This window comes from Saccharothrix longispora, assembly GCF_031455225.1.
GTDB classification, from domain to species: Bacteria; Actinomycetota; Actinomycetes; order Mycobacteriales; family Pseudonocardiaceae; genus Actinosynnema; species Actinosynnema longispora.
Genome location: NZ_JAVDSG010000001.1, coordinates 6,267,037 through 6,288,118, shown reverse-complemented (window position 1 = coordinate 6,288,118; position 21,082 = coordinate 6,267,037). Strand labels below are relative to the sequence as shown.

At 71.8% G+C, this 21,082-nt stretch carries 24 protein-coding genes; 12 read left to right on the top strand and 12 right to left on the bottom strand.

Annotated features, from left to right (window positions below):
- Positions 1-25 precede the first annotated feature (25 nt).
- The 4 genes from J2S66_RS26640 to J2S66_RS26625 all read right to left on the bottom strand — a co-directional run bounded on the left by J2S66_RS26640 (position 26) and on the right by J2S66_RS26625 (position 4,314).
- Positions 26-898, bottom strand: coding sequence for a 1,4-dihydroxy-2-naphthoate polyprenyltransferase (locus J2S66_RS26640; protein WP_310310025.1), 873 nt, complete (start codon positions 896-898; stop codon positions 26-28).
- A gap of 55 nt (positions 899-953) precedes the next feature.
- On the bottom strand, positions 954-2,159 hold the full coding sequence (locus tag J2S66_RS26635) for a DUF8814 domain-containing protein (RefSeq protein WP_310310024.1): 1,206 nt from the start codon (positions 2,157-2,159) through the stop codon (positions 954-956).
- 126 nt (positions 2,160-2,285) lie between these two features.
- Positions 2,286-3,398 (bottom strand): o-succinylbenzoate--CoA ligase, encoded by a 1,113-nt coding sequence (gene menE, locus J2S66_RS26630; protein WP_310310023.1) that lies wholly within the window; start codon positions 3,396-3,398, stop codon positions 2,286-2,288.
- A 4-nt stretch (positions 3,399-3,402) separates the two neighbouring features.
- A complete protein-coding gene (locus J2S66_RS26625) occupies positions 3,403-4,314 on the bottom strand; it encodes a 1,4-dihydroxy-2-naphthoyl-CoA synthase (RefSeq protein ID WP_310310022.1) in 912 nt (303 codons plus the stop codon).
- 162 nt (positions 4,315-4,476) lie between these two features.
- Here J2S66_RS26625 and menD point away from each other — a divergent pair, with 162 nt between their 5' ends.
- Together menD and J2S66_RS26615 are read left to right on the top strand one after the other, a co-directional pair.
- Entirely contained in the window at positions 4,477-6,105 is a 1,629-nt protein-coding gene (menD, locus tag J2S66_RS26620) for a 2-succinyl-5-enolpyruvyl-6-hydroxy-3-cyclohexene-1-carboxylic-acid synthase (protein WP_310310021.1), read from the top strand.
- Between the two features lie 56 nt (positions 6,106-6,161).
- Positions 6,162-7,664, top strand: coding sequence for a M1 family metallopeptidase (locus tag J2S66_RS26615; RefSeq protein WP_310310020.1), 1,503 nt, complete (start codon positions 6,162-6,164; stop codon positions 7,662-7,664).
- A 173-nt stretch (positions 7,665-7,837) separates the two neighbouring features.
- Here J2S66_RS26615 and J2S66_RS26610 read toward each other — a convergent pair whose 3' ends face one another.
- The 7 genes from J2S66_RS26610 to J2S66_RS26580 all read right to left on the bottom strand — a co-directional run bounded on the left by J2S66_RS26610 (position 7,838) and on the right by J2S66_RS26580 (position 12,976).
- Positions 7,838-8,947, bottom strand: coding sequence for a CU044_5270 family protein (locus J2S66_RS26610; protein ID WP_310310019.1), 1,110 nt, complete (start codon positions 8,945-8,947; stop codon positions 7,838-7,840).
- Positions 8,940-9,497 carry an RNA polymerase sigma factor gene (locus J2S66_RS26605; protein ID WP_310310018.1) on the bottom strand — a complete coding sequence of 186 codons (558 nt, stop codon included), beginning with the start codon at positions 9,495-9,497 and terminating at the stop codon, positions 8,940-8,942. The genes J2S66_RS26610 and J2S66_RS26605 overlap by 8 nt, the downstream gene beginning before the upstream one ends.
- Positions 9,498-9,920: 423 nt before the next feature.
- On the bottom strand, positions 9,921-10,331 hold the full coding sequence (locus J2S66_RS26600; protein ID WP_310310017.1) for an Imm1 family immunity protein: 411 nt from the start codon (positions 10,329-10,331) through the stop codon (positions 9,921-9,923).
- Complete coding sequence (locus tag J2S66_RS26595) at positions 10,319-11,080, bottom strand: DddA-like double-stranded DNA deaminase toxin (RefSeq protein WP_310310016.1); 762 nt, start codon at positions 11,078-11,080, stop codon at positions 10,319-10,321. The genes J2S66_RS26600 and J2S66_RS26595 overlap by 13 nt, the downstream gene beginning before the upstream one ends.
- 414 nt (positions 11,081-11,494) lie before the next feature.
- Positions 11,495-11,917, bottom strand: a complete 423-nt coding sequence (locus tag J2S66_RS26590) for an Imm1 family immunity protein (RefSeq protein ID WP_310310015.1) — start codon at positions 11,915-11,917, stop codon at positions 11,495-11,497.
- Positions 11,905-12,702, bottom strand: coding sequence for a DddA-like double-stranded DNA deaminase toxin (locus J2S66_RS26585; protein ID WP_310310014.1), 798 nt, complete (start codon positions 12,700-12,702; stop codon positions 11,905-11,907). Before J2S66_RS26585 ends, J2S66_RS26590 begins: the two co-directional genes overlap by 13 nt.
- A gap of 46 nt (positions 12,703-12,748) precedes the next feature.
- Entirely contained in the window at positions 12,749-12,976 is a 228-nt protein-coding gene (locus J2S66_RS26580; protein WP_310310013.1) for a hypothetical protein, read from the bottom strand.
- Positions 12,977-13,228: 252 nt separating this feature from the next.
- Here J2S66_RS26580 and J2S66_RS26575 point away from each other — a divergent pair, with 252 nt between their 5' ends.
- Together J2S66_RS26575 and J2S66_RS26570 are read left to right on the top strand one after the other, a co-directional pair.
- The gene (locus J2S66_RS26575) at positions 13,229-14,068 is read left to right on the top strand and encodes a helix-turn-helix domain-containing protein (protein WP_310310012.1); all 840 of its coding nucleotides are present in this window, start codon (positions 13,229-13,231) and stop codon (positions 14,066-14,068) included.
- A gap of 2 nt (positions 14,069-14,070) precedes the next feature.
- Positions 14,071-14,274, top strand: a complete 204-nt coding sequence (locus tag J2S66_RS26570; RefSeq protein ID WP_310310011.1) for a DUF397 domain-containing protein — start codon at positions 14,071-14,073, stop codon at positions 14,272-14,274.
- Between the two features lie 163 nt (positions 14,275-14,437).
- Here J2S66_RS26570 and J2S66_RS26565 read toward each other — a convergent pair whose 3' ends face one another.
- On the bottom strand, positions 14,438-15,667 hold the full coding sequence (locus J2S66_RS26565; RefSeq protein WP_310310010.1) for an isochorismate synthase: 1,230 nt from the start codon (positions 15,665-15,667) through the stop codon (positions 14,438-14,440).
- 12 nt (positions 15,668-15,679) lie between these two features.
- Here J2S66_RS26565 and J2S66_RS26560 point away from each other — a divergent pair, with 12 nt between their 5' ends.
- From J2S66_RS26560 to J2S66_RS26525, 8 genes are read left to right on the top strand one after another with little or no spacing between them, the layout of a single operon-like run.
- Entirely contained in the window at positions 15,680-16,165 is a 486-nt protein-coding gene (locus J2S66_RS26560; RefSeq protein ID WP_306743735.1) for a DUF3592 domain-containing protein, read from the top strand.
- A gap of 42 nt (positions 16,166-16,207) precedes the next feature.
- Positions 16,208-17,140 (top strand): 1,2-phenylacetyl-CoA epoxidase subunit PaaA, encoded by a 933-nt coding sequence (gene paaA / locus J2S66_RS26555; protein WP_310310009.1) that lies wholly within the window; start codon positions 16,208-16,210, stop codon positions 17,138-17,140.
- Positions 17,137-17,424: a 1,2-phenylacetyl-CoA epoxidase subunit PaaB gene (gene paaB / locus J2S66_RS26550; RefSeq protein ID WP_310310008.1), complete on the top strand. Its 288-nt coding sequence runs from the start codon at positions 17,137-17,139 to the stop codon at positions 17,422-17,424. Before paaA ends, paaB begins: the two co-directional genes overlap by 4 nt.
- Positions 17,421-18,311 (top strand): 1,2-phenylacetyl-CoA epoxidase subunit PaaC, encoded by an 891-nt coding sequence (gene paaC / locus J2S66_RS26545; RefSeq protein WP_310310007.1) that lies wholly within the window; start codon positions 17,421-17,423, stop codon positions 18,309-18,311. The genes paaB and paaC overlap by 4 nt, the downstream gene beginning before the upstream one ends.
- Positions 18,312-18,316: 5 nt before the next feature.
- Positions 18,317-18,811: a 1,2-phenylacetyl-CoA epoxidase subunit PaaD gene (gene paaD, locus J2S66_RS26540; RefSeq protein WP_310310006.1), complete on the top strand. Its 495-nt coding sequence runs from the start codon at positions 18,317-18,319 to the stop codon at positions 18,809-18,811.
- On the top strand, positions 18,812-19,849 hold the full coding sequence (paaE, locus tag J2S66_RS26535; protein ID WP_310310005.1) for a 1,2-phenylacetyl-CoA epoxidase subunit PaaE: 1,038 nt from the start codon (positions 18,812-18,814) through the stop codon (positions 19,847-19,849).
- A gap of 18 nt (positions 19,850-19,867) precedes the next feature.
- On the top strand, positions 19,868-20,488 hold the full coding sequence (locus J2S66_RS26530; RefSeq protein WP_310310004.1) for a hypothetical protein: 621 nt from the start codon (positions 19,868-19,870) through the stop codon (positions 20,486-20,488).
- Between the two features lie 41 nt (positions 20,489-20,529).
- The gene (locus J2S66_RS26525) at positions 20,530-21,054 is read left to right on the top strand and encodes a hypothetical protein (protein ID WP_310310003.1); all 525 of its coding nucleotides are present in this window, start codon (positions 20,530-20,532) and stop codon (positions 21,052-21,054) included.
- Positions 21,055-21,082: the final 28 nt, after the last annotated feature.

Here is a 21,082-nt window from a genome sequence, read left to right as displayed (position 1 = left end):
CCGGTCGGCCCGTCAGCCCCCGCCCTCAGCCGAGGACGAGCGCCGCGGGCACCGCGATGCCCCACACGAGCATCGCCAGGCCGGTGTCGCGCAGCACCGGGATCAGGTCGCGGCCCGTCGCGCCCTTGAGGACGCGGCGGGCGCCCAGCAGGGCGAGGGGCAGGGCGAGGAAGCCCACCAGGGACAGCGGGACGCGCAGGCCGATCGCCAGGGTGATGACGAACGGGATCGTCACCAGCGCCAGGTAGAGGATGCGCGAGTCCCGGTCGCCGAGGGTCGTCGACAGCGTCCGCTTGCCCGCCCGCAGGTCCGTGGGGATGTCGCGCAGGCTGTTGGCGACCATCACGCCGGTGGAGAACGCGCCCATCGCGACCGCGCCGCCGATGCCGATGCCGGTGACCTCGCCGGTCTGCACGTACAGCGTGCCGAGCACCGCCGCCGGGCCGAAGAACAGGAAGACGGCCAGCTCGCCCAGGCCCGAGTACCCGTACGGCTTGCGCCCGCCGGTGTAGAACCACGCGGCGGCGATGCACACCGCGCCGAACGCGATCATCCACCAGCGTCCGGACAGCGCGACCAGCACGAGGCCCGCGACGGCGGCGAGGCCCAGCGCCGCGAACGCCGCCGCGCGCACCGCCCCCGGGTCGGCCGAGCCCGAGCCGACCAGGCGGAACGGGCCGACGCGGTCGGCGTCCGTGCCCCGGATGCCGTCCGAGTAGTCGTTGGCGTAGTTGACGCCCACCTGGAGCGCCACCGACACCACCAGCGCCAGGACCGTCAGGGTCGCGTCGAAGCCGTCGACGTGGTGCGCGGCGCCCGCGCCGACCAGGACCGGTGCGATCGAGTTCGGCAGCGTGCGGGGGCGGGTCCCCGAGACCCACTGGGCGACTGTGGCCATGCCGGACATCCTCCGACATGGTGAACGGGGACCCGCTCCCGGGTGGTTCCCGCCGTCAGCAGGCGGTCGCGCCCGAGACGCCCGACACGTAGGCGCGGGCGACGAACTTGCCCGACGCGATCCGGTACCAGAGGTTCGACGTGCCCTGCGTGCCCGTCACGGACTGGCCGGTGACCTGGCACTCGACGCGGACCTGCGCGTAGTTCGCGGCGATGCCCACCTGCGAGGCCGTCGAGGTGGCGCCGCCGCGGACGTTCACCGTGCCGTTCTGGGCCTCGGTGCGGACGAACCCGGCCGGGCCGGACCCGGTCCACTGGTAGGTGACGGTGACCCACGCGTTGTCGGTCAGCTTCAGGCCATCCCAGAAGGTGCCGTCGGCCAGGTCGATGCCCGCCGGGTTGGCGACCGTGCGGCCGAACTGGTCCTTGCCGCCGTTGTAGCCGTTCTCGTAGGCGGCCTGGGCCTCCGGCTTGCCCTGGGGCAGGTCCTTCCACATCTCGCGGGTGGCCGACGGGTTCCAGTAGTCGTCCTTGGTGTTCCACGGGCCGACGTCCCACACCGGGGCCCACTCGCAGCGGCCGTTCGACGCGCACACCCGCACGCTGTAGGTGCCGGTGCCCTTGGCGCTCAGGCCCCGGCGGGACGGCAGCGCGACGAAGTGGTCGCGCGACACGATCACGTGGCCGTTCGCGGTGGTGCCGCCGACGAGGCCCTCGCGCGTGGCGTACACCCGGTAGGACAGGCCGGCGGCTTCGGCCGTGACGCCGTCGGTCCTCGCGGGCGCGCTGAACGCCCGCAGGTCGAGCCGCCGGACCTCCGGCGTGGCCTTCTCGGCGGTCAGCGCGACGCGCACCTGCACGGTCCCGACGGCCCGCGGCAGGACGGCCGGCGCGTCGGGGCGGGCCTCGACCCACTCGGTCCACCGGTCGCCGCCGAGCGCGCCGCGCACGTCGACCGCCACCTCGGCGCCGGCCGGGACGGTGCTCTCGACGGTCGCGGCCACGGCGTTGGCCGGTGCGCCCAGGTCGTGCGGTTCGAGCAGGAGGAACCCGGTGCGCACGGCGGCCCGTGCGCTGGCGGGCGTCGGCGCGGCCCGGTCGAGGCGTATCGCGCCGTCGTGCGCGCCGACCCCGGTGTCATCAGCGTCGACGGTGGTCAGGTCGGCTCGCCACTCGGCGTCACCGGCGGCTGCGGCGGGTGTCGCCAGCCCTGCGGTGAGGACGGTGGCGAGGGCGAGCGGGAACAGGTAGCGCCTGGTCATCGCAGCACTCCTCGTCCGGACACGCGGTGCGGGGGAACCGCGGCAGGGCCGCGTGTCACGGCCTGCCGAGCCAATCGCCCGGAAGGGTTACCTGTCAACCAACCGTGAACCGACCTTGCGAGAAAGTCACTCGAAGGAGTTCGCGACCGCCCGGCGATCGACCTTGCCGGGGCCGCGCAGGGGCAGTTCGCGCACGAAGACCACCCGCTTCGGGATCGCGAACCGGCCGACCGCCTCCCCGACCGCCGCGCGCAGCGCCGCCTCGTCCGGTGGGTTCCCGAAATCCTCCGGGACCACCGCGGCCGCCACCACGTGCCCCCATTCGGGGTCGGCGAGCGGCACCGCGCACGCCTCGCGCACCCCCGCCTGCGCGGCGAGCGCCCGCTCCACCTGGAGCGGGGCGATCTTCTCGCCGCCGCTGATGATCACGTCGTCGGCCCGGCCGAGGACTTCCAGCACGCCGTCGGGCCGGACGCGCCCCAGGTCACCCGTGCGGAACCACTCGCCGAACGGCTCGCCGCCCTGGTAGCCGAGCGCCAGCACCGGTCCCCGGACCTCGATCCGGCCGTCGACCAGCCGCACGTGGACGCCGTCGAGCGGCAGCCCGTCGTAGACGCACCCGCCGGACGTCTCGCTCATGCCGTAGGTGGTGACCACGCGGACGCCCAGCCGACGTGCCCGCTCCAGCAGCGCGTGCGGCGTGGCGGCCCCGCCGAGCAGCACGGCGTCGAACTGCCGCAGTGCCGCCAGCCCGGGGCCCTCGGTGGCCACGAGCCGACCCAACTGGGTCGGGACCAGCGCCGTGTAGCGCCGTCCGGGCGAGGCCAGGACGGCCTGCGCGGCGGTGGCGAACCCGGACGCCCGGAAGCCGCCGGAGAGGTCCACCACGCCCGGCTCGGTGCCGGCCACGACCGAGCGCACGAGCACCTGGATGCCCGCGATGTGCGTGGTGGGCAGCGCGAGCAGCCACGTGCCCGGCCCGCCGAGCCGCTCGTGCGTCAGCCGCGCCGAGGTGACCAACGCCTCGGCGGACAGCAGGACGACCTTGGGCGTCCCGGTGGACCCGGACGTGCCCACCGCCACCGCGGCCCCGGTCTCCCAGCCGCGGAGGGCGGGCAGCGGCCCGCCCCCGGGCTGGGCCACCAGCGGCAGCCCGACGTCGCCCGGGGTGTCGGCGGGGGAGTGCGGAGCGGTGAGGGCGGGGGCCAGCGCGGCCCGGAGTGCCGTGAGGGTGATCATCGGCTCAGTAGTGGTAGGGGTAATCGGACCAGTCGGGCTCCCGCTTCTCCAGGAAGGCGTCACGGCCCTCCACGGCTTCGTCGGTCATGTAGGCCAGGCGGGTCGTCTCGCCCGCGAAGAGCTGCTGACCCACCAGGCCGTCGTCGATCAGGTTGAACGCGTACTTCAGCATCCGCTGCGCGGTCGGGGACTTGCCGTTGATCTCCGCCGCCCACTCCAGCGCCGTCGCCTCCAGCTCGGCGTGCGGCACCACGGCGTTGACGGCGCCCATCCGGTGCATGTCGTCGGCGCTGTAGGTGCGCCCCAGGAAGAAGATCTCCCGGGCGAACTTCTGGCCGACCTGCCGTGCCAGGTACGCCGAGCCGTAGCCGCCGTCGAAGCTGCCCACGTCCGCGTCCGTCTGCTTGAACTTCGCCTGCTCGGCGCTCGCCAGCGTGAGATCGCACACCACGTGCAGGCTGTGCCCGCCACCGGCCGCCCACCCCGGCACGACCGCGATCACGACCTTCGGCATGAACCGGATCAGGCGCTGGCACTCCAGGATGTGCAGCCGGCCGGCCCGCGCCGGGTCGACGGTGTCGGACGTCTCACCCGAGGCGTACTGGTAGCCGCTGCGCCCGCGGATGCGCTGGTCGCCGCCCGAGCAGAACGCCCACCCGCCGTCACGGGGGGACGGCCCGTTGCCGGTCAGCAGCACGCAGCCGACGTCCGAGCTCATCCGCGCGTGGTCCAGCGCGCGGTACAGCTCGTCCACCGTGTGCGGGCGGAACGCATTGCGCACCTCCGGCCGGTTGAACGCGATGCGCACCGTGCCCTGGTCGACCGCGCGGTGATAGGTGATGTCGGTGAAGTCGAAGCCCTCGACCCGCTTCCAGCGGGTGGGGTCGAACAGCTCGGAAACGTCCTGGTCTGCCACGCCAGGGACAATAAGCCCGAGCCGGAGCTGAGAACGGGACCGCCCTGCGGCGTGGACGGGTGGCGGGGAGGGCCTGGTAGCGGGTCATGTCCCCATTGTTCGAACACCTGTTCGACTCAGCAAGGGGAGTCACCCCATCGTGCACTGGGGGACAATGTCCAGGTGAACCCGTCCACCGCGCAGGCCAGGGTGCTCGTCGACGAGCTGATCCGCAACGACGTCCGGCACGTCGTGCTGAGCCCCGGATCGCGCAACGCACCGCTGTCGTTCGCCCTCCACGAGGCGGCGGTGGCCGGGCGGATCACCCTCCACGTGCGCGTCGACGAGCGCACGGCCGGCTTCCTCGCCCTGGGCCTGGCCCGCGGCGACGGTCGCCCGGTGGCCGTGACCTGCACCTCCGGCACGGCGGTGGCCAACCTGCACCCGGCGGTGCTGGAGGCGCGGCACGCGAACGTCCCCGTCATCGCGCTCACCGCCGACCGCCCGGTCGAGCTGTACCGCACGGGCGCCAGCCAGACCGTGGACCAGCAGCGGGTGTTCGGCCTGGACACCCTCCAGTTCCCCATCGCCGAGCGCCGCACCGGCCAGAACGGCCTGTGGCGCTCCCTGGTCTGCCGCGTCGTCGCCACGGCCCGCGAGCAGGGCCCGGTGCACCTCAACGTGCCGTTCCGCGACCCGCTGGTGCCCGACGGCGACGACGACTGGCCCGAGGACCTCGACGGCCGCCCGTTCGACGTCCCGTGGACCCGCGTCGCCGAGCGCGCCACCACCTCGCTGCACACCGCCGACCACCTCGGCCCGCGCACCCTCGTGGTCGTCGGCGACAGCGACCTCGACATCACCGACCTCGCCGAGCGCGCGGGCTGGCCGGTCGTCGCCGAACCCACCGAGGGCACCGGCCTCGCCCTGCGCCACGGCTCGCTGCTGCTCAACTCCGACCTCCCCGCGCACCTGGAGCCCCAGGCCCTGGTTGTGGTGGGCCGCCCCACGCTGACCAGGGGTGTGCTGAAGCTCATCGCCCGCACCCCCGTCGTGCACGTGCTCAGCCGCGACCTCGACTGGCCGGACCCGCAGTTCGCCGCCACGCACACCTCGACCGACCTGGTGCTGGGCGAGCACGAGGTGGACCACGACTGGCTCACCTCGTGGCAGCACGCCGACAAGGCGGTGTCCGACGTGGTGGACGACCTGCTCGCCGGGCAGCCGTGGCCGACCGGCCTGCACGTGGCCCGCGACGTGGTGGCGGCGCTGCCGGCGGGCGCGAACCTGTTCCTCGGCTCGTCGAACCCGGTCCGCGACGTCGACCTGGTCGCCGCGCCCCGCCCGGACGTGACCACGTTCGCCAACCGCGGCGTGGCCGGCATCGACGGCAGCGTCTCCACGGCCGCCGGCCTCGCGCTGACCGCCGGCCCGACGGTCGCGCTGATCGGTGACCTGACGTTCCTGCACGACGCCAACGGCCTGCTCATCGGCCCCGGCGAGCCCCGGCCGGACCTGACCGTCGTGGTGCTCAACGACGACGGCGGCGGCATCTTCGCGCTGCTGGAGCAGGGCGCGCCGGAGCACGCGGCGACGTTCGAGCGGGTCTTCGGCACGCCCCACGGCGTCGACCTCGCGGCCCTGTGCGCGGCGCACCACGTGCCCCACGTGCGGGCGCTGGACGCCGATCACCTGCGGCGCGAACTGGGCCGTCCGGACGGGATCAAAGTCGTCGAGATCCGTGCGGAGCGGAACGAATTGCGCACTCTGCACGCGCGGTTGAAGGCCGCCGTGTCAACGGCGTTCCACTAGCCGAAACCTACGTACGGGGGTATGCCGCCCCCCACACCGGGGCTAGCTTGCCGGGCATGTCCCTGAGAGCGAAGCTGACCCTCGGTACCGCCACCGCGGCGTCCCTGCTGCTGCTCGCCGGCACGGCGACGGCGGCGCAACCAGGAGCGCCGGGCATCGGCGACCCGTACTACCCGAGTGCGGGCAACGGCGGGTACGACGTTTCCCACTACGACATCAGGCTCAACTACCAGCCGGCGAACGACAACCTCTCCGGCACCACGACGATCCTGGCCAAGACCACCCAGGACCTCACCCGGTTCAACCTGGACTTCCTGCTGAAGGCGAGTTCGGTCCGGATCAACAACAAGGTCGCGCGGTTCACGCAGGCGGGCGGCGAACTCGTGGTCGACCCGCGCGCCACCCTGCGCGCGGGCACCGCCCTGACGATCGTGGTCACCTACTCCGACGTGCCGTCGAGCCACGCGGTGGACGGCTACACGTCGTGGAAGCGGACCCCGGACGGCGCGCTCGCGATCGACCAGCCGGACATCGCGCCGTGGTGGTTCCCGAGCAACAACCACCCGACCGACAAGGCCACGTTCGACGTGTCGGTGGCCGTGCCGAGCGGTGTCGAGGTGATCTCCAACGGCACGTTCGGCGGCACGACCCAGCAGATCAACGGCTGGACCCGCTGGCGCTACCGCAGCGCCCAGCCGCAGGCCACCTACCTGGCGTTCGTGGCGATCGGGCAGTTCGAGATCCGCCAGTCCACGGACGCCGCCGGCCGCCCGGTCCTCAACGCCTACTCGGAGCGCCTGGGCGCGGACCACGGCGCGTCGGTGGCGTCGATCGAGCGCACGCCCGAGGTGACGGAGTTCCTGGAGGAGTCCTTCGGGCCCTACCCGTTCGAGGCGCAGGGCGGCGTGGCGACGCCCGGCATCGGCTTCGCGCTGGAGAACCAGACCCGCTCCACCTACGACGCCGCGTTCTTCCGGCGCGGCTCGAACACCTACGTCGTCGCGCACGAGGTCGCGCACCAGTGGTTCGGCGACTCGGTGTCGGTGCGGCGCTGGCGGGACATCTGGCTGAACGAGGGCTTCGCCAGCTACGCCGAGTTCCTGTGGTCGGAGCACGTCGGCGAGGGCACGGCCCAGGAGAACGCCGATTACCTCTACTCGCTGTACCCGGCCGACGACCCGTTCTGGACGGTGCTGCCGGGCGACCCGGGCGCGGCGAACCAGTTCGACGGGGCCGTGTACGACCGGGGCGCTATGGCCGTGCACGCGCTGCGCGCCGAGATCGGCGACGAGGCGTTCTTCGGGCTGCTGAAGGAGTGGCTCGCCGGGCACCGCAACGGTGACGCGTCGATCGAGGACTTCGTCGCGCTCGCCGAGCGGGTGTCCGGCCGGCAGCTCGACGAGCTGTTCCGGATCTGGCTGTTCACCCCGGAGAAGCCGGCCGCCGCGCCGGGCTCGGCGGGTGGCGCGCAGGCCAGGACCGCTGTCGCCCCGGCGGAGCCGAAGTCGTACCGGAAGATCCGCGAGACGCGCGAGCTGCTCGCCGCCCACGACCACTGAGTGCGGGCTCCTGAACGTAGAACTCCCGGGTCCCGAACGTAGAACTCAGAGGACTTGAGCGTTGGACTCTCGGGCCCTGGACGCTGGACTCTCGGGTCCTGGACGTTGGACTCTCGGGTCCTGGACGTTGGACTCTCGGGGCCGGCCCGGTCGGGTCGGCCCCGAGAGGTCGGTCAGGAGGTCGCGCCCAGGGCGTTCACGACCTTGGTGGTGATGGCGGAGTGGCCGGTCACCGTGCCGGGCGCGATCCACGGGTCGTGCGGCTCCGGGCCGGCGACGATGCGCTCGCCGATGAAGTCGCCGGTGGCCGGGTCCACGATCAGCTCGCGGTGCTCGGCCGGGCTCTCGATGGTGATGGCGACGCCCACGCGGCCGTCCAGGACCACGTTGCCGTCGGTCACCGTCACGCCGTCGAGCGTCGCCAGCGCCCGGTAGAGCGCGGAGCGCAGGTCGGCGGGCACCAGGCCGGTGCGCAGCAGCTGCACGGCCCAGTGGAACATCGTGGTCGGCGCGCCGCCGCGGTGCGCGGTGGCGTCGCGCAGCCACTGCGCGAGGGCCTGCGGGTCGCGGGGGAGGCCCGTGTAGAAGTCCGGGTTGTCCCAGTCCTGCGGGTCGCCGCACACCTTCCTCGGCTGCGAGTTCGGGAAGAAGTCGCCGCACCTGCCGCGCCGCTCGCCCTTCGCGGTCACGTCCGGCTCGGGCAGCGGGGCCTCCGACTGCGGCACCGAACCGCCCAGGAACTTCGCGCCCTCCAGCGGCGTGCGCCGGTTCAACCACTCCTGGGTGACGTCCTGGGGAATCCACGTCTCGGTGCGCGACTCGACCAGGTAGTCGTAGCCGGCCGGCGTCGGATTCGGGTCGTCGACGGACGACCCGGTCATCACGCCGCGCTGGTTCCACTCGTGCGCGGCGATGTAGCGGTACTGGCCGGGCGCGAGCGGCTGGTCGACGGCGGTGATCGCGTCGGCCGCCATGGTCAGGTACTCCCGCGCGGACAGCAGTCGGACCGGCGGCACCTCCGACTCCGTGACGCCGGTGGTCAGCGGTTCCGCGACCTGCTCGACGGTGGTGCCGCTGTTGTTCACCGCCACCACGCCCGTGACCAGGGCGGCGGCCGCGGCGACGGCGACCGGCAGGTACCAGCGGCGGGACGCGGGGCGCTTCGGGGCGGCCGACTCGGCCGCGGCGGCGGCCAGCACGCGGGCGCGCACGGCGTCCAGCGGGGCGTCCGACGTGCGGGCGTCGCGGTTCAGTTCGTCGAGCGCGTCGTCGAGTTCACGCATCGCGGGTGGTCTCCTCGGTGAGCAGGGCTTGGAGCCTGGTGCGGACCCGGTGCAGCCGGGAGCGGACGGTGCTGTCGTTCTCGCCGAGCGCGGCGGCGACCTCGGCCGGGGTCAGCCCGGCCCACGAGGTGAGCAGCAGCGCGTCCCGGTCCTCGTCGCGCAGCGCGGCGAGCGCGCGGGACAGCACCTCGGTGCTGCGCTGGGCGTCCACGCGGTCGGCGACGGCGGCGCCGTGGTCGGGTTCCGGCCTGCCGACGAGCCGCAGCCGGGCCCGGTGCCCCCTGGCCTCGCGGCGGACGTGCTCGTGCACGAGGTTCGTGGCGATCCCGTAGAGCCAGCCCTTCACGGGCGCGCGGTCGGGGTCGTAGCTGTGCCGCCGCTTCAGCGCCACCAGGAACGTCTCGGCGACCAGGTCGTCGGCCGCCGACTCGCCGACCCGGCCGGCCAGGTAACCGCGCAGCCGCCGGGCGTGCGCGTCGAACAGCTCGGCGAACGCGGCGGTGACGTCGGGCCCGCGGAGGTCCGGGGGTTTGTCCAGTGCTGTGGTCACGTACCGATTGGCCGCAGCCCCGTCCGGTGTCCCGGTGACCCCTGTCACATACTCCAGTCCTTGCGCATGCCCCACGTCGCCATCCCGCCGACGCGCGGCGGGTTCGCCGGCCCCTGCTCGGGCAGCGTCACGACCACCTTGCCCCGTTCGTGTGTCCATGACGTGTCGGTCGGACCCGATGCCTGCTGGGAGCGCGTCAGAGGTCATGAGCGCGATTGGCTCGTCACCCTGGCGGGTTTCGTGGAAGGCGTTCAACGCGTTCGCCACGCCGTTCCGATAGAGCCGAAGTCGTACCGGAAGATCCGCGGAACGCGCCGACTGCTCGCCGCGCACGACTACTGAGCGTGGGCCTGAACGGCGAACTCGGCGGTTCTGAATCGACGACTCGCGCGGGCTGTGCTGACGACTCGCGAGCCGACCGGGTCAGTCCCAGCGCGGTTGCCACTCGATCCCGTCAGGCCATCCGCCGCCGTTGTCCATGAACTCGTGCGCTGCCCGGCGTGCTTCGGCCAAGGGGATTTCCGCGTCTGCGGGGAACTCGGTATCCGAGCCGGTGAAGTAGTAGATGGGGGGTGGCTCGGCGGTGCGGTCCCCCTTGCTGATGCAGCCGTCCGGCTTGTCCGGTCCGAAGTAGTAGAGGACTCCACGCCCGGTCCTGGCGTCCAGACCGACGTCCAACAGCACGTGACCAGGATCTTCGGCGGTCAGCAGTTGGACGGTGATGGGAGCGTTCCACGTCACCACCGTGTCCAACACGGCATCCAGTTCGGCCGGGGTGTGCACGATGGTGGGCCCTTCGGCGTTTCGGTCGAACCATGCTTCTAGCGCCACCACGGGCGGGCACCTCCTGTGTATCGCTTGCGGAACCGTTCGCCTTTTTCGGTCGTGCCGTGCACGGTCAGTGTGGCCCCCTCCGGGAGGAGGATCGGCACGAGGGTGTCGCAGCCGAACCGTCCGACACAGGGAATGTTGTTGATGATGACCGTGACGTGCCGAATGCCTTCCTCGACCATGCGGGCCGCCAGCTTGATCTCCACGTCCGCTGTTTTCGCGGCGGGGCCGGGTATGCCCATGCCCTTGAGTCGGGCGTCCGCAGCTTTGGCGTGCTCGTCCCGCCCGCTGATGATCGGTTGAGCGGTGCCATCGGGGCCTATCCACCGACCATGTGTCTTGTGGCCGGTGTTGGGCACCACGGTCGGGGGTAGTTCGCGCCGCAGTCGCTCGATGCGTTCGGGCGGGATGACCGGTGGGTCGGTCGGTTCGGCCTGGCGGGTAGGTGGCCGTTGCGGTGGCTGCGCCGGGGAAGGGGCGCTTTCGGTCGTCAGGTGGTCCGCGTAGCCCTCGGCGGTTTTCACGGCCTCGTTGAGCAGCGGCCACAGGTATCCCTTGCACCCGTCCTTCACCGCCAGGAACGACGCCAACATCGGGTCCACGTCCGGATCGGTGGAACCCGTCAGCGTCCGCGCCAGTTCGTCGTGGGCTTCCTCGGCCAGGTCTTCCGCCCGTTCGAGAGCGGACCGCGCCTGCCTGCCCTTCTCGCACGCGGCCCGGACTCGCGCGGCCACCTCTCGGATCGACGCCACCTCGCTCCGTCCGTTCGACGAGCTGCTCGCCGCCCACGATCACTGACGCGGTGCGAGACGCGGGGCCGCCCCCGGGTGAGGGCGGCCCCGCGCGTCAGGAGGCCTCACCGAGGCCGTTCACGATCTTGGTGGTGACGGCGGAGTAGACGGTGTCCTGGGGGTTGTCCAGTGCTGTGGTCACATACCGGTTGGCCGGCGCTCGCCCACCGTTCCGATGACTCCTGTCACACCGCTATTCCGCACACGTGCTCCACAGCCCTTCTCCCGTGGCCCCCGGCCGAGTGGCTGGTTCCAGCCCGGTTGCCACTCGGTTTCGGCGTCCGGCTCGGCTGGGGTGTCGACGGCCGTTGACGCGTCGGTCATGTTCGGCACGTGGCCCGGAGACGTGTCGGCGGATACGACAGGGTCGTGGATTCACCACCAGTCCGGGGCGATCCGCCAAGCGGAAGCGGTTGGTCGCTCGCCTCCGGTGCCCATGAACTCGTGGGCGGCACGGCGCACCACGTCCAGCGCTATCTCGGAATCAGCCGGGTACTCCGTGTCCGAGTTCATGTAGTAGTACAGGATTCGTCCGTCGGAATTCAGATCGGTGTCGGGCGTTTCCGTGCTGAACCACTTCTGCCCGCTGCCGGCGTAGTAGAGCACACCCCGTCCGGCCAGTCCGTGAAGTCCCACGTTGAAGTTCGCGCGACCGGGGTTTCCGGCCACATACAGGTCTACCAGGACACGACCGTCCCATCCGGCCACGGTGTCCAACACGGCATCCAGTTCGGCCGAGGTCCTGACGATCACGGCATCGTCCTGCTCCTCGTCGTACCAAGCCTCTAGCTCCACCATGGCTGTGCTCCTCCTGTGTAGCGGGTGCGGGTGCGCATCCCTTTGGAGTTGATCCCGTACACGGTCAGCGTGGCCCCTTCCGGGAGAAGGATCGGCACGAGCGTGTCACAGTTCAGCCTTCCTTTGCACACCACGTGGTTGATCACCACGGTAGCGCGCTTGATCCCGTTCGCGGCCATGTCTGCGGCCAGCCTTATTTCCACATCACCGGATCGAGCCGTGCCATCCGCCCATCCCTTTTCGGCAAGTTGTTCATTCACGAGCTTGGAACGCCAGTCCCGTTCGCTGACGATGTGCCGGGCCTGGCCATCCGGGCCGATCCACCACCCGTGTGTTTTCTGCCCGGTGTTGGGCACAACGGGCGGGGGCAGTTCTCGCCGTAGCTGCTCGATGCGCTCGGGCGGGATGACGAATGGATCATCGGGTTCGGTCTGACGGGTCGGGGGCTGATGCGGTGGCTGCGCTGTGGGTGGCTGCGGCGGATGCCGAGCGGCCGGGTCCGGGTTTCGGGAGCCCTCGGCCGCCAGGCGGTTCGCGTAGCTGTCGGCGGCTTTCACGGCTTCGTTGAGCAGCGGCCACAGGTATCCCTTGCACCCGTCCTTCACCGCCAGGAACGACGCCAACATCGGGTCCACGTCCGGATCGGTGGAACCCGTCAGCGTCCGCGCCAGTTCGTCGTGGGCTTCCTCGGCCAGGTCTTCCGCCCGTTCGAGAGCGGACCGCGCCTGCCTGCCCTTCTCGCACGCCGCCCTGACTCGCGCGGCCACCTCTCGGATCGACGCCATCCCCACCCCCTTTCGCCCCGACCGGCGACGTGGCCCGCGGTGCTGCTCAGTCGTCCCCGCGCATCGTCCGCAGTGCTCCCTGCGCCGTGTGGACCAGGTCCTCCAGCGCTTCTTCGGTGAAGAGCACCTCCAGCGCGAACGAGTGCTCCACGCCGAAGCGGACCTGCGCCTGCCGGTCGCCGACCTCACAGGTGATCGGGCAGCTCCCGGTCACCGACACCCACGTCTCGACGCTGGTTCCCCTGCCCTTGATCACGTCCGTCGACTCCTTCACGTCCGGTCGGGGCCTTCACCACTCCCTGGTGGTGGATGGCTATGCTCCACGCGCTGTAGCCAGTCGACTACGGAGCGATTGAGACGTGCCGAGCCTAAGGGCGATCTCTCCCTTACGGCAGTCGCTCGATCAGGTGCCTCGGGTGGCCCTGTCCGGCCCGCTCCCGTCGCAGCACACTGGGTGCTGTCGTGAATTCCGTGGAGGCATCGACACATGCGTGCTCGGCAGACCGTGGAGCGGAGGCAACTCGGCTTGTCGCTCAAGCGCTACCGGAACCTCAAGGGCGTGTCGCAGGCCGAGGTCGGCGCGGTGATCGGCCGCGTCGACTCGCGGATCAGCATGGTCGAGGACGGCACCGCGACGCTAGGCAATGACGAGTTGACGTGCGTGCTCGATTTCCTCGGCGTGCCCGATGGCGAGCGCGCCACCGTCCTCGAACTCGGCGCACGGGCGCGGAAGCGCTTGCGCCGCAGCGCATCCGACCCCCAGCCCTACACCGACACGCTGCCCGGTTCGTTCCAGCGGCTCGCGGACATGGAAGCGGACGCCGTCACGATCTGCTGCTACGAGCCCGGTGTGGTTCCGGGACTGCTCCAGGCTCCCGGCTACATCCGCGCCGTGATCGATTCCTGCGACGGGGTGTTCTGGGAATCGTCACAGGCCGAGATCGAGAACCGCTTCATGTTCCGTCGCAAGCGGCAGATCACCACATTGGAGGCGGACGAGCCCAAGAAGCTCGAATTCGTGTTCACCGAGGAAGCGATCGACTGCCGCGAGGACGACGCCGGCATCATGCGGGAACAGCTCGAACACCTGCTCCACCTGGACAAACGGCATCCGTCCATCACCATGCAGGTGTTGCGGTTGGCGGACATGAGGAATCCCGCATCCAGCGGCGGGGTGACCGTGTTGGACTTCGCCGGCAGTGCGCCGGATGTCGCGTTCGCTTCGACTTCCTACGGACCGTCCACCTACTTCGACGGCGTAGTCGACACGGCGAACTTGTTGCGCGCCTTCAAGAAGACCCAGGAACTCGCCCGCGACCACGAGGACACGGTCGAGTTCATCCGTCGGAAGCTGGAGGAGATCTAGCCATGTCCAACACCTCGAAGTCCCCGCACGGCACCGGCTGGTTCAAGAGCAGCCGCAGCGGCGGTGGCAGTGACCAGTGCGTGGAGTGCCGGATCGTCGCCGGGCGCGGTGTGGGCGTTCGGGACTCCAAGAACCCCGGCGGTGGGGTGTTCTGGGTCGGTTCGGCGGCGTGGGCGGCGTTCGTGACGGGTGTGAAGAACCGGTGATGCCGTGCGGTGCGGGTGCGAACCGGCCAAGCCTGGCCGGTTCGCACCGCACCGCAGGTCGAGACGGAAGTGCTCTTGACCGCCGCACGAGCGCGGATGAGGACTGGTTGTCGAGAAGGCGGCAACCACCCCCCAACCGGGCGGTGATGTCGTCGCGACCTGGTCAGCGGCCTTCGAGGGCCTCGCGGAACGGCAGCATCTTGGCGTGCGCCTCCCGCACCTCGCTGTCCGGGTCCGACTCGGCGACCAGGCCGCAGCCGGCGAACAGGCGGGCCGTGCGGCCGTCCACCCGCGCGCACCGCAGCGCGATGCCCAGCTCGCCGTTGCCGCGGCCGTCGACCCAGCCCACGGGACCCGCGTAGCGGCCCCGGTCCAGGCCCTCCAGCTCCTCGATCACCCGGAGCGCGTCGGCCCGGGGCGTGCCGCCGACCGCGGCCGTCGGGTGCAGCGCCTCGCCGAGCGAGAGGAGCGACGGCGTGCCGCTCAGCTCGCCGATCACGTCGCTGGACAGGTGCGAGACGTTCGGCAGCCGCAGCACGGAGGGGCCGTCCACGGACATCGTGGCGCAGAACGGCCGCAGCGTGTCGACCAGCGACGCCACCGCGTACTCGTGCTCCTCGCGGTTCTTGCCCGAGGACAGCAGCGCGGCGGCCAGCTCGTCGTCGGACATCCCGTCGTGCGGCCACGTGGTGCCCGCCAGCACGCGCGAGTCGACCACGGACCCGGTGCGGCGCAGCAGCAGCTCGGGGGTCGCGCCGACCAGGCCGTCCACCGCGTACACCCAGCACTCGGGGTACCGCCCGGCCAGGCCCGCCAGCACGAACCGGTGGTCGATCGGCTCGTCCGCCACCGCCAGCAGGTCGTGCGCCAGCACCACCTTGTCCAGCTCGCCCGCCCGCATCCGCGCCACGGCGGCGCGCACGGCCTCGCGGTAGCCGGTCGCGGACAGGTCGCCGTCGGCGTAGCACACCCCCGTCGGCCGCCGCACGGGCCGCACCGCGTGGTGCCCCGGTTCGCCGATCGTCGTGGTCCAGGTGTGCCCGCCGCGCCGGCCGACGACGACCTCGGGCACCACGAGCACCGAGTGGCCGGGGCGGTCGGAGAACGCCATGCTCGCGAACGCCACGGGACCGCTGCCGGGCACGTCCAGCTCGTCGTCCACGTCCAGCGCCGCGGTGAACTCGCGCCACCAGCGGTCTGCGGCGGCGAACCGGTCCGGGCCCGACGCCTCGAAGCGAGCCGCCTCGCCCCAGCCGACCAGGCCCTCGCCGTCGCGGACCCAGCTCAGCGCGCCGGTCGGCGAGGGCAGTCTGCCCAGGAGGTCGTCACCGGGCGTGTGCGCGGTGTGTGCGCGCAGCCGCTGTCGTGTTCGCTGAGCAGGAGCCGATGTCACACCAACGAGGGTATGGAGTCACCCCTGAGATGCGGTGCGCACACCGCCCTAGACTCCTCAGGTGTGGTGGACGACGCAGTGCGGACGGGCGTTCGCCCGAAGGTCAAGCTCCTGGTCGTCCGGGCACTGCTGGTGCTCGGCTCGGTCGTGACGCTGATCGGCGTCATCCTGCTCGCGGCGTGCTGGCGCGACGACCTGATGATCGAGGAGCGGCTGGGCAAGGCCACCGCCGAGGTGGTCTCCGTCTCCTTCCAGCGCACGGTCGTGCGCTTCGCGACCCCGGACGGCGCGGTGCACAGCCCGTCGCAGGGCCTGCTCTACCCCGACGGCCTGGAGCCGGGCCAGCTGGTGCGCATCGAGTACGACACGGCCGACCCCGAGGTGGCCCGGGTCGCGGGCCGCACCGCCGTGCTCGCCCTGCTGCCCGTCGGCACGTTCCTGCTCGCCGTGTGGGCGGTGCTGTTGCCGCTGGTCTGGTGGGTGCGCCGGCGTTTGTGACAGTTCTCCTCAAAAACCGCGTTCAGGTGTAACATCGCCTCCATGGACCTGGAGGCGGAGTTCGAGCGCACCGTCGCGGCCGGTCAGCGCGTCGAACCACGCGACTGGATGCCCGACGGCTACCGCAAGACGCTGATCCGGCAGATCGCGCAGCACGCGCACTCCGAGATCATCGGCATGCAGCCGGAGGGGAACTGGATCAGCCGCGCGCCCTCGCTGCGCCGCAAGGCGATCCTGCTGGCCAAGGTCCAGGACGAGGCCGGGCACGGCCTCTACCTGTACGCGGCGACCGAGACGCTCGGCGCGGACCGCGGCGACCTGACCGAGAAGCTGGTCTCGGGCCGGCAGAAGTACTCCTCGATCTTCAACTACCCGACGCTGTCCTACGCCGACGTCGGCGTGATCGGGTGGCTCGTGGACGGCGCCGCCATCTGCAACCAGGTGCCGCTGTGCCGCACCTCGTACGGGCCGTACGCGCGGGCGATGATCCGCATCTGCAAGGAGGAGTCCTTCCACCAGCGGCAGGGCTACGAGCTGCTGATGACGATGATGGGCGGCACCGACGCGCAGCGCGCCATGGTCCAGGAGTCCGTCGACCGGTTCTGGTGGCCGTCGCTGATGATGTTCGGCCCGCCGGACGCGGAGAGCGCCAACACCGAGCGGTCGATGGCGTGGCGGATCAAGCGCAACACCAACGACGAGCTGCGGCAGAAGTTCGTCGACATGACCGTGCCTCAGGCCGAGAAGCTCGGCGTGACGCTGCCCGACCCCGCGCTGAAGTGGAACCCCGAGCGCGGCCACCACGACTTCGGCCAACCCGACTGGGACGAGTTCTGGCAGGTCGTCGGCGGCAACGGACCGGCGAACAAGCAGCGCGTCGAGCACCGGCGACGGGCGCACGAGGACGGCGAGTGGGTGCGCGCGGCGGCCGAGGCCCACGCGGCCAAGAGGGCTGTCCGGGAGGACGTGGCATGAGCAGCTCGTCGTGGCCGCTGTGGGAGGTGTTCGTCCGCGGCAAGCGCGGGCTGAACCACGTGCACGTGGGCTCCCTGCACGCGCCGGACGCCGAGATGGCCCTCCGCAACGCGCGTGACGTCTACACCCGCCGCAACGAGGGCGTGTCCATCTGGGTGGTGCCCGCGGCGGCGATCACCGCGTCGTCGCCGGACGAGAAGGACCCGTTCTTCGAGCCCAGCGGCGACAAGGTGTACCGGCACCCGACGTTCTACGAGATCCCCGAGGACGTGCCGCACCTATGAGCTTCGACAACGCCTACGAGTCCCTGCTGGGCGAGGACGACGCGCACTGGGCCTTCGGCACCGGGTTCGCCGAGCCGCTGGCCGGCGTGGACCGCGAGGTGCCCGCCGGCGTCGACCGGGCCGACCTGGCCGCGTACTGCCTGATGCTCGGCGACGACGCCCTCGTGCTGTCCCACCGCCTGGCCGAGTGGACCTCGCGCGCGCCGGAGCTGGAGGAGGACGTCGCCCTCGCCAACATCGCGCTCGACCTGCTCGGCCAGGCCCGGCTGCTGCTCACCCGGGCCGGCGAGGTCGAGGGCGCGGGGCGGGACGAGGACGCGCTGGCGTTCCTGCGCGACGAGCGGGACTTCCGCAACGTGCACCTGGCCGAGATCGAGTGCGGCCCGGTCGCCGGCGGCGACTTCGCGACCACGATCGCGCGGCTGCTGGTGTTCTCCTCGTGGAAGGTCGCGTCGTACTCGCGGCTGCGGGGGAGCGCGGACCCGGTGCTGGCGGCCGTCGCCGAGAAGGGCCTGAAGGAACTGGCCTACCACCGCGACCACGCCGCGCAGTGGACCGTGCGGCTCGGCGACGGGACCGACGAGTCCCACCGGCGGATGCGGGCCGGCCTGGAGCGGGTGTGGCCGTTCGTCGACGAGCTGTTCGCGCCGCACGCCGTGGAGCTGCGGCTGCCGGGGGTCGCGGTCGACCCGTCCGAGCTGCGGGCCGAGGTGGACGGGGTGCTGGACGCCGTCCTGTCGGCGGCCGGGCTGGAACGGCCGGCGGACGTGCCCGCGGCGCGGGTGAACGGGCGGGCCGGGCGCGACGGCGTGCACACCGAGGCCATGGGCTACCTGCTGGCCGAGATGCAGCACCTGCACCGGTCGCTGCCCGGCGCGGTCTGGTGATCGCGGTGACCACCGCGTACGACGTGGCGGCGCGGGTGCGCGACCCCGAGCTGCCGGTGCTGACGCTGGCCGACCTGGGTGTGCTGCGGGACGTGACCGAGGCGCCGGGCGGCCGGGTCTCGGTGACCATCACCCCCACCTACTCGGGGTGCCCCGCGCTCGACGAGATGGGCGCCGACCTGCGGCGTTCGCTGCTGGCGGCCGGGTACTCGGCGGTGGAGGTGCGGACCTCGCTGTCGCCCGCGTGGACCACCGACTGGATCAGCGAGGACGGGCTGCGCAAGCTGCGGGAGGCGGGCATCGCGCCGCCGTCCCGGCTGGGGCCGAAGGTCGCCGGGCCGGTGCCGCTGAACCTGGTGCCGCCGTCCGCCCGCGTGGCGTGCCCGCGCTGCGGGTCGTTCCGCACGTCCGAGCTGTCCCGGTTCGGGTCCACGGCGTGCAAGGCGCTGCGGCGGTGCCTGGACTGCGCCGAGCCGTTCGAGCACGTGAAGGAGATCTGAGTGGCGCGGCCGGAGTTCCACAAGCTGACCGTGGCCTCGGTCGAGCGGCTCTGCTCGGACGCGGTGGCCGTGACGTTCGACGTGCCGGCCCCGCTGGCCGACCTGTTCGCGTTCCGCGCGGGCCAGTTCGTGACGCTGCGCAACGGCGACGAGCGCCGGTCGTACTCGATCTGCGCGGCCGTCGGGACGCCGCTGCGCATCGGTGTGCGGCGGGTCGACGGCGGGCTCTTCTCGACGCTGCTGGTGGACCGCGTGCAGCCCGGTGACGTCCTGGAGGTGCTGCCGCCCGCCGGCAACTTCACACCTGCGGGTGGTGACCACCACGGCCTGGTCGTCGCCGGCTCGGGCATCACGCCCGCGCTGTCGATCGCCGCGTCCGTGCTGGCGGCCGGGGCGCGCGTGACGCTGCTGTACGGCAACCGGCGGGCCGACACGGTGATGTTCGGCGACGAGCTGGCCGACCTGAAGGACCGGTACCCGGCCCGGTTCCAGCTGGTGCACGTGCTGTCGCGGGAACCGAGGGACGTCGAGCTGTTCTCCGGCCGGCTGGACGCGGCGAAGCTGCGGGCGCTGTTCGGGACCGTCGTGCCGTGGGCCGACGTGGACGACTGGTGGCTGTGCGGGCCGTACGGGCTGGTGACGGACGCGCGGTCGGTGCTGTCCTCGCTGGGCGTCCCGGACGGGCGCGTGCACCACGAGCTGTTCTACGTGGACGAGCCGCCACCGCCGCCGCTGCGCGCCGACGACGCCGTCGTGCGGGCCGCCGCGACGTGCACCGTCGTGCTGGACGGCCGGTCGACCGACGTGCCGCTGCCCGCCGGCGTCCCGATCCTCGACGCGGCCCAGCGGGTGCGCTCCGACCTGCCGTTCGCCTGCAAGGGCGGCGTGTGCGGGACGTGCCGGGCGCTGGTCGTGTCGGGCGAGGTGGAGATGCGCCGGAACTACGCCCTGGAACCGCGCGAGGTCGAGGCGGGATTCGTGCTGACCTGCCAGTCGGTGGCGCGAACCACGTCGATCACGGTCGATTTCGACGCCTGATCTGGCACATTGGTGCACATGGGACGGTCGGCGCTGTGGGGTCTGCTCATCGGCACGGTGCTGATGAGCGTCCTGTTCCTGTTCGGTTTCGCCATCCCGACGTCCGTGGGCGAGTCCGGCGCGAGCGTCGCGGCGAGCCTCGTCGCCTCGGGGATTCTGGGCGTGGTGATGGGTGGCGTGCCGGGCACGCTGATCGGCCTGGTCGTCGGCGCGGTCCGTCGCCCCCGGCAGGCGCTCCCGCCGCCGCGGCCCCCGCAGCTCCTGCCGCCCGCGCCCCCGCCGCCGAACGACCGCTGGTCGGCGATGGTGGCGAGGTGCGAGCTGTCGGTCAGCCGGGTGCGCGCCGCCGTGAACACCATCCCGCCCTCCCCGGCCCGCCAGTGGTTCGAGCGGATCGCCGCCCAGTTCGACGGGGAACTCGCCGACGTCCGCCGCATGGCCCACCTGGGCCGCGCGCTGGACGGCGGCCAGGACCACCCGGTGGCCCGACGCCTCGCGGCGGCCGTCCGCGACTTCACCGCGTTCGAGGACGAGGTGGGCCGCGTGGCACTGCGGATGTTCGACCAGCCGTCCCTCGAAGAGGCCCGCGTGCACCTCGAAGTGCTGGAGCAGCAGCTGCCGAACCTCGGGAATGGTTAGACCAATTGCACGTGGCCACTGGTCCATTGGTCCATTGGGTCATGTGGCACGCATTCCTCGACGAGTCCCGCCGCGGCCCGACCTACCTGGTCGCGGTCGTCATCGCCCTCCCGCGCGACCTCGACCGCATCCGGACCGCCCTCCGCGCGAAGGTGAAGCCCGGCCAGCGCCGCCTGCACTTCTACAAGGAAGGTGAGTCGCGCCGACGGGCCATCCTCTCGCTGCTCGATGAACTCGGTGTCCGCGCCCGGATCTTCACGTGCGAACACCCGAGCGACCGGGCGGCGCGGCAGGCGTGCCTCCGGGCGGCCGGGATGCACCTGATCAACATCAGCGCGTCGCGACTGGTCTTGGAGAGCTGCGCCCACCAGGACGCCTACGACCGGCACACGATGGCTCTCGTGAAAAGGAAGATCTTCGCCATCAACTACGAGCACTTCCGCGCGCACGAGGACCCGATGCTGTGGGCGAGCGACGCGATCGCGTGGAGCTACGGCGCAGGCGGTGAGTGGCGGCGCCGGGTGGCGGGACTCGTGGAAGGCGTCAAGAGGGTCGAGGCAGCCTAGACAGCGCGAAACCCGGCAACCCACCGTC